At 70.4% G+C, this 7,511-nt stretch carries 7 protein-coding genes; all 7 read right to left on the bottom strand.

What is annotated here, in order from left to right; all coding sequences use genetic code 11:
- Positions 1-35: 35 nt before the first annotated feature.
- The gene (locus IF09_RS0131245; RefSeq protein ID WP_030301477.1) at positions 36-1,232 is read right to left on the bottom strand and encodes a cytochrome P450; all 1,197 of its coding nucleotides are present in this window, start codon (positions 1,230-1,232) and stop codon (positions 36-38) included.
- Between the two features lie 43 nt (positions 1,233-1,275).
- Entirely contained in the window at positions 1,276-1,902 is a 627-nt protein-coding gene (locus tag IF09_RS0131240; RefSeq protein ID WP_030301475.1) for an FMN-dependent NADH-azoreductase, read from the bottom strand.
- 261 nt (positions 1,903-2,163) lie between these two features.
- Positions 2,164-3,156, bottom strand: coding sequence for a Gfo/Idh/MocA family protein (locus IF09_RS0131235; protein WP_030301473.1), 993 nt, complete (start codon positions 3,154-3,156; stop codon positions 2,164-2,166).
- A complete protein-coding gene (locus IF09_RS0131230; RefSeq protein WP_030301471.1) occupies positions 3,153-4,139 on the bottom strand; it encodes a Gfo/Idh/MocA family protein in 987 nt (328 codons plus the stop codon). Before IF09_RS0131230 ends, IF09_RS0131235 begins: the two co-directional genes overlap by 4 nt.
- A gap of 802 nt (positions 4,140-4,941) precedes the next feature.
- Positions 4,942-5,592 (bottom strand): thymidine kinase, encoded by a 651-nt coding sequence (locus tag IF09_RS0131225; protein WP_030301469.1) that lies wholly within the window; start codon positions 5,590-5,592, stop codon positions 4,942-4,944.
- A gap of 56 nt (positions 5,593-5,648) precedes the next feature.
- Entirely contained in the window at positions 5,649-6,851 is a 1,203-nt protein-coding gene (locus IF09_RS0131220; protein WP_030301467.1) for an alkaline phosphatase family protein, read from the bottom strand.
- On the bottom strand, positions 6,851-7,447 hold the full coding sequence (locus IF09_RS0131215; RefSeq protein ID WP_030301465.1) for a DUF5998 family protein: 597 nt from the start codon (positions 7,445-7,447) through the stop codon (positions 6,851-6,853). The genes IF09_RS0131220 and IF09_RS0131215 overlap by 1 nt, the downstream gene beginning before the upstream one ends.
- Positions 7,448-7,511: the final 64 nt, after the last annotated feature.

Here is a 7,511-nt window from a genome sequence, read left to right as displayed (position 1 = left end):
AAAATCAGAGAAGAAGAGAGCTCACCGGGAGGCGGTCACCAGGAGACGGGCAGGCTCTTTACCGCGAAGACGGAACCCTTGAGGCGGAGCGGTACCTCATCGACCGCAACGGCCAACCGGAGGCCGGGGAACGCCTGGAGGAGGGCCGACAGGCCGGCGCGCAGTTCGACGCGCGCCAGGTTCTGGCCCAGGCACTGGTGGATGCCGAAGCCGAACGCCACGTGGCCCGAGGTGTCGCGATCGATGTCCAGCTGCGCGGGGCATTCGAACTTGGCCGGGTCGCGGTTGGCGGCGGGCAGCGACACCGTGACGGTGTCCCCCTTCTTGACCAGGTGACCGTCCAGCTCGATGTCCTCCAGCGCAGTGCGGTACATCTCGTACTGGTTGATGCTGATGTAGCGCAGGAGTTCCTCGACGGCGGCGTCGAGCTTCGACGGGTCCGCACGGAGGGCCGCCATCTGGTCTGCATGGTGCAGCAGGGCGAAGACCCCGACCGCCAGCGCGTTCTCCGTCGTCTCGTAGCCCGCGAACAGCAGGAGGGTGACGATGTTGCACACCTCTTCGGTGGTCAACTCCCCGTCGGCGACGAGCCGGCTGATGAGGTCGTCTCCGGGCTCCTTCCGCTTTTCTTCCACGACCTCGACGATGAACGGGGTCAGCTGCGCGAAGGCGGCTCCGACCTCTTCCTGCGTCGAGTCCGGGTCGTGCAGGACGGCCGGCGCGTGGGCGTAGCGGTCACGTTCCTCGTAGGGCAGGCCGACCATTTCGGACAGCACCCTCAGGACCAGCGGCCCGGCGAAGTTCGCCACGAGGTCCACCGGGCCGCCCTGCTCGCGCATCACGGCGATCTGCTCGGCGGCCACGGCCTCGACGCGCGCCGTCAGCCGACTCGCCCGACGGGCGGTGAACTCGGCCGTCAGCAGACGCCGGTACCGGGTGTGGTTGGGCGGGTCCATGTGGATGAACATCCCCGGGATCTCCGGAGAGGAGCCGACGGCCGGCTCTCCGAAGCGCGTCACCGGGAAGTGGAAGTCCTCGAGGTTGTGGCTGAACCTCGGGTCGCTGAGGACCTTGCGCACCAGCTCGTGACTGGTGGCGATCCAGCCGACGTGCCCGTCGGGGTACACCATGCGCGCGAGCGGACGTTCTGCGCGCAGGGAATCGAATATGGCAGGGGGATCGAACTGATGGGTCCGGTCCCAGTGCTCCTCGAAGGAAATTGCGTCGCTCATGGAGTCCTTCTCAATCGAGACTGCACATCGGAAAGGGCCGGGGTTACTGGGCCAGCTTCCCGAGAGTGTCGTACGCGTTCGCCAGGGAGGCTTCCGCCAGCGGCTTGAGATGCGCCATCTGCGGTGCAGATGCCGCCATCGTGAATTCGGCAGTCACGAAGGTCAGGTCCTCGCCGAGACCGATCGCCTCCATGATCGCCTTCAGATAAGACCGCTGGAAGTCGTGCCCCTCGCGCGGCGTTCCCGGCGCGTAGGAACCGCCCCGCGACAAGATCGCCACGACTTTCTTTCCGCTGAGCGGTCCGGACTTCCCGGGCCGGACCATGTGGGCCGGGTGGACGACACGGTCCAGCCAGGACTTGAGGGTCGAGGGGACCGAGAGGTTGTGCATGGGAACGCCGAGGACCAGGACAGACGCCTCGAGCAGCTCATTGGTGATCGCCGCGGTGAGCTCCTGCTCCTCCGCACACTGACCGTGGTCGCTGTCCGGGTAGACGAGGGCCTGGTGCACGGGATGCGTGATGTGCGGAACCGGCTGGGCTGCAACGTCGCGATAAACATAGCCGCCACCAGGGTGGTTGTTACGCCACTCTTCAGCGAAATAGGCTGACAGCTGCCTCGAAACGGATTCGGCACCGACACTCGAGTCAATGTGCAGGAGGTGTGACATGCGGACGTCCCCTTAACGATCGGGAAATGTACGTCTACACATCCCGCGACATTTGCGATTCATCGCGAGGGTGCAGCCTTGATCTCTCAGGCCACCCTAGGCCGGGCCCTGACGGCAAAACATCCCTCAGCCTGGTAGGGCCGATAGGCGCGCCGGAGAATTGGCGAAGCTCCTGGTGAGCGGTGTCACGACCGACGTCCACCGTTTCTCCAGGAGCTTCGCCCACGGCTGTGTCCGCGATGCCGTCGAGGCCGCTGCGCCTCAGCCCACGGGCGCTGCCAGATCGACGGGCCGGCCGCTTTCCGCCGATGCACGGGCCGCCTGGATGATCCGCTGCGTACGCAGGCCGGCTGCGCCGTCCGGGCCGGCACCGCGCCCCTCACCGGCTGCGGCGATGAACGCGCCGAGCATGACCGCGTACAGGTCGGTCCCGCCCGCTTCCCACCGTTCGCCGGCCGTGGCGGCGTCGAACCCGCCGAGCAGCCGTGGGCGGGCATGGAACTCCACGCTCGCCCGGTCACCGATGAAGCTCATCATCGGTCCGTCCACTGCCGACTGGTGCGCTGCCACGCTCCGGCTGCAGTCGATGGATGCGACCGTCCCGCTCGGATAGCGCACCGTGACGACTGCCGCGCTCGGGGCGCCCGGCTCTCCGCCGAGGAGGCTGTTCGCCTGTGCGTACACCTGCTCCGCCGGTTCCCCGCCGAGCACCGCGTCCACCATGTCGAGCAGGTGGGCGGCGCTCGTACCCAGCGCTCCGCCGTCCTCCCGTCCCCCGGTCGCCGGGCTGTTGTACGCCCCGTGAATGGTCGTCAGCTTGCCGATGGCCTCGCCGCCGGCAATCCCTTCGCGCACGGCGGCGAAGGCCGGACTGAAGCAGGCCGGTGACACGAGGGTCAGCCGCACCCCCGCGTCCTCGCAGGCGCGCACCATGGCCCGGGCGTCCGCCTCATCGGCTGCCAGCGGCTGTTCGCACAGCACGTGCGCCCCAGCCGCGGCCGCCCGCTCGACCAGTTCCCGGCGGCGGCCGATCCCGCTCGTGACCACCACGGCCTCGGGGCGCAGTGCGAACACCTCGTCCCAGCTTCCCGCGTACGGCGTGTCGAGCTGCCGGGCAACGGCGTGACCCCGGGCCGGGTCATCCGGCGAACCGTCGGGGTCCGCGATGACCAGGTCGACGCCGGGCATGTCGCGCAGCAGCCGGGCGTACGTCGCGGCGCGCTCGTGGGCGAAGGACAACACGGCGACCTTCACGCGGAGGCCTCCTTCACGGTCAGTTCCACGGCACGCCCGGTCCATGCGGACTCGGCGGCGGCCTGGGTGATACGGATGGCCGCCAGCGCGTCCCGCGGGCCCAGACGGGGCTCGGGACCGCCCAGGAACCCCTGGGCGAACTCGCGGATCTCGGAGACGAACGGCTTCTCCCCGAAGTGGCCGAAGTTCGCGGCCGCATCGCCGAACACCCGGATCTCCTGGGGCCATTCGGAGTCGTAGTGCACCGTCCCGCCCGTGCCCGAGACGCGGTAGGTGAGGCGGAAGGGGGGTTGCGGCGTCGCCGTCCACCGGCATACGACCTGGCTGAGCGCGCCACTGGCGTGGGTGAGGACGGCGGTCCCGACGCCGACGGCCCCTGTCGGGGCCGGTGCGGCGATGTCCCCCTGGTAGGAGGCGTGCACCTGTACGACATCGCCGAAGACCCAGTAGGCGATGTCGACGCCGTGCAGCAGCTGGTCGGTCAGGATCCCGCCCGAACGTGCGGACGCGTGGCCGGTCCAGGGCCGCGGGTGGTAACCGGCGACGGTGAACCGGGCGACCGTGCCCGTGCCCAGGCTGCCTGCCGCCACCAGCTCGTGGAGCCGGGCGTAGGCCGGAGCGAACCGTACGTTGTGGGTCGGATAGAGCCGTACGCCGGCCTGCTCCGCCGCGGCGACGATCTCCTCGGCCTCGGCGGTGCCGGCCGCCAGCGGCTTCTCGCACACCACCCCCACGCCCGCGGCGATCGCGGTCATGGCTATGTCGTAGTGGCTGTCCGTCGGGGTGCAGATGTCCACGGCGTCCGCGCCGTCCAGCGCCTCTTCCAGGGAACCGACGGCCTTGGCGCCGAATTCGTCGGCGAGTTCCCCGGCGCGGCCGTCGGTGGAGTAGACGCGCACGGACGCCCCGACGGTGGTCCACGCGTCCAGGTGGAAGCGTGCTATCAGTCCTGCGCCGATCAGTGCTACTTCAAGTTGCCGCATGGCATCCCCAGCCCCTTTTCCCGCTGCCGACCGTCAAGTGAAGCCTTCGGATGGCGTGCTGCTGTGGACGGCCAACAGGAAGGTCACTCCCGGCACGGCTGCCGACGCCCTGCACGTCTGAAGTCCGATCAGTCTCGCGCGCACCGGCGGCCAAGGACCATCACCAACGTGGGTAGTCCCGGCCGCGGACCGGCCGGACCGCCTTCCGCCGGGGCGGTCAGCCGGGGTTGACGGTGAGGACGTCCGGGGAGGGGGCGCCCTCGTGGGCCGCGGCAGAAGTCATGCGGCGGCGGCAGAAGACTTCGTAGAACGAGGCCCAGCACTATCTCAGCGACCGAGTGGGCGAGCGGATCGCGGCTGCCCTGCATAGCCTGTTGACGGACCCACGCCGCCAGCCGATCCTCATCCTGGGCACCCTCTGGCCCGAGTACGCCGACCGTTACACAGCGATGCCCACTCCGGGCAAGTCAGACCCCCACAGCCGAGTGCGGGAGCTGTTCGCCGGTCGTACCCTCACCCTCCCCGACGCATACAACCAAGAAGCACTGCACACCGCGGCCACCCTCGCCAAGCAAGGCGGTCCGCTGCTGGCCGACACCCTCACCCGAACCCGCACGGATGGGCGGGTGACGCAAGACCTCGCGGGCGCCCCGGCACTTCTGCGCCGCTACGAGCAGGCGACTCCGAGCGCCAAGGCATTGCTGGACGCGGCAATCGATGCACGCCGCCTTGCTTGCCGGGAGGGCCGGAGGGTCCCGTCCCGCTGTCCGTCAACTCAGGCTGAAGATGCTGGATTGACCGATCAGGCGTGGTTGACGGGGAGGACGTCCGGCGAGAGGGCGCCGGCGCGGGCCGCGGCCGAGGTCCTGCGGCGGCGGTGGTGGCGACGGCAGAGGACCTCGTACCCGATCTCCCCGGCCGGCCGGTTCACATCGCCGACGACGACCTGGGCGCCCTCGACGACCATCTCGCCGTCCACCGTACGGGCGTTGTGCGTGGCGCGGGCACCGCACCAGCACAGGGCCTCCACCTGGAGCTGTTCGAGGCGGTCCGCCAGCTCGATCAGCCGCTGCGAGCCCGGGAACAGCTTCGTCCGGAAGTCGGTGGTGATACCGAAGGCGAAGACGTCCAGGCCGAGGTCGTCGACGATGCGGGCGAGCTGGTCGATCTGCTCGGGGGCCAGGAACTGGGCCTCGTCGACGATCACGTAGTCGGCCTTGCCGCCCTGGGAGAGCTGCGCGACCAGGTACGCGTACAGGTCCATGCCCTCCGGCGCCTCGACCGCCTCGGTCACCAGGCCCAGGCGCGAGGACAGCTTGCCCTCACCCGCCCGGTCGTCCCGGGTGAAGATGACACCCTGCAGACCCCGCGCGTCGCGGTTGTGGGCGATCTGGAGAGCCAGAGTGCTCTTTCCGCAGTCCATCGTTCCGGAGAAGAACACCAGCTCGGGCATGGGAAGTACGGGACCTTTCGGGTCGTGGGCGGCAGGGCGGAGGAAGGGGCGGTCGGTCAGGTGCGGATCTCGAGCAGCGGGACGAGCTGCTCGGCGGCGGTCATGGAGCCGTGCATGCCGACGAGGGCGGACTCGTTGGGCTCCTTGCGCGAGGCGGTGATGGCCACATCGGCCTGGGCGGCCGCGACCACGTCGCCGATGCGGCCGAGCACGCGCTCGTCGCACTCCCCCGGCACGCCGAACCAGCCCAGTTCCAGGGCCTCTTCTCGGCTCGCGACCCAGAACCGGTCGCCCAGCACCTCGCGCCACACCGTCAGGACGTCGGCCTCGGCGCCCGGGACGGCGTACACGTGCCGGGCCCGGCCCTCGCCGCCGAGCAGGGCGACGCCCGCGCCCAGCTCCCAGTCCTCGTCGAAGTCGATCCTGGAGTCCTCGTCGAAGGGGACGTCCACCATGCCGTGGTCGGCGGTCACGTACAGCGCGGTACGCGGCGGGAGTTGCTCGGCGAGCCGCTGCACCAGCCGGTCGACGTACATCAGCTGGCCGCGCCATGCGTCGGAGTTCACGCCGTGCCGGTGGCCGGCCCCGTCGAGCTCGCTGAAGTACGTGTACACCAGCGAGCGGTCGCCGGCCGCGAGGCGCTCGGCCGCGAGGTCCATCCGCTCCTCGCCCGTCATCCGGCCGAGGAAGGTGCCGCCGCTGAGCGCGATCTTGGTGAGCGGGGTGGTCTGGAACGCGGGCGAGGACACCTGGGCCGTGGCCACCCCGGCCTTGTCGGCCTGCTGGAAGACGGTCGGGTACGGCTGCCAGGGCTTCGGCGGGGTCCAGGGGTGCCAGCGGAGCTGGTTCATCAGCTCGCCGCTGGCCGGGTTGCGCACGGCGTAGCCGGGCAGGCCGTGCCGCGCGGGCGGCAGGCCGGTGCCGACGGAGGCCAGCGAGGTGGCGGTGGTCGCCGGGAAGCCCGCCGTTATCGGGCGGCCGGTGCCGCCGCGCGAGCTGCCGAGGAGGGAGGTCAGGTACGGGGCCTCGTCCGGGTGGGCCTTGATCTGCTCCCAGCCCATGCCGTCGACCAGGAACACGCAGTTCCGGTCGGCCGGCGTCAGCTCGGCGATGGCGGCGGTGTACCCGGGGACGCCCTGGCCGGCCACGAGGGTCGGCAGCAGGTCGGCGAGCGAGCCGGTGCCGTAATCCGGGACGGGGGCGCCGGCGAGGTCCAGCAGCTCCGGCTCGTCCCAGTTCGACGGTGCGGAGTAGGCCATCAGCGGGCGGAGGCGGAGGTGGCCGCGGTGGCTTCGCTGAGCGCCTGCGCGAAGACGAGCGTCTGGCGGACCGCCTCCGGGCCGTCGCCGGCCTCGCTGACGCGCAGGCTGAGGTCGTCGGCGGTGGAGTTGCCGGTGTAGCCGTGGTCGGAGTCGCAGTTCGGGTCGCCGCAGGCGGCGGGCTCCAGGTCGATCCGCGAGACCGCGCCCCAGCCGATGGTCAGGACGACCTCGCGGGGCAGGGTGCCGGGGGTGTACGACTCGGGGTTGGCGACGACGCGGCTGAGCACCACGGAGGAGATCGCGCCGATCTTGACCGACTCGGTGGAGGTGGTCGCGTACGGCGACGGGGACCCGGCGTCGGCGGCCTGCTCGTCGGTGTGGCTCACGATGAAGCGGTTGCCGGTCAGGACCAGGACGGTGACGTGCCGGCGCACCTCGTTGGAGTCGAAGGTCGTCTCCTGGTGGACCAGGTACGACGAGATCGGCTCGCCGCCCACCGCGGCCTCCACGGCCTCGGCCACGAGGGCCGGGTAGTAGCCGCTGCGCTCGATCGCCGTGCGCAGCCCCTGGGTCGTCGTACCGGATTTCGCCATGGGGTCCATCCTAAGGCCCGCACGGGGCACCCCGGGCGCCTGAGGTCCGGACGACGGGCCCGCG

Origin of the sequence: Streptomyces katrae (assembly GCF_000717655.1) — a bacterium.
Classification (GTDB): Bacteria; Actinomycetota; Actinomycetes; order Streptomycetales; family Streptomycetaceae; genus Streptomyces; species Streptomyces katrae_B.
Note: the sequence above shows the minus strand (reverse complement) of the source record. Positions and strands in the feature narration are given on the sequence as shown.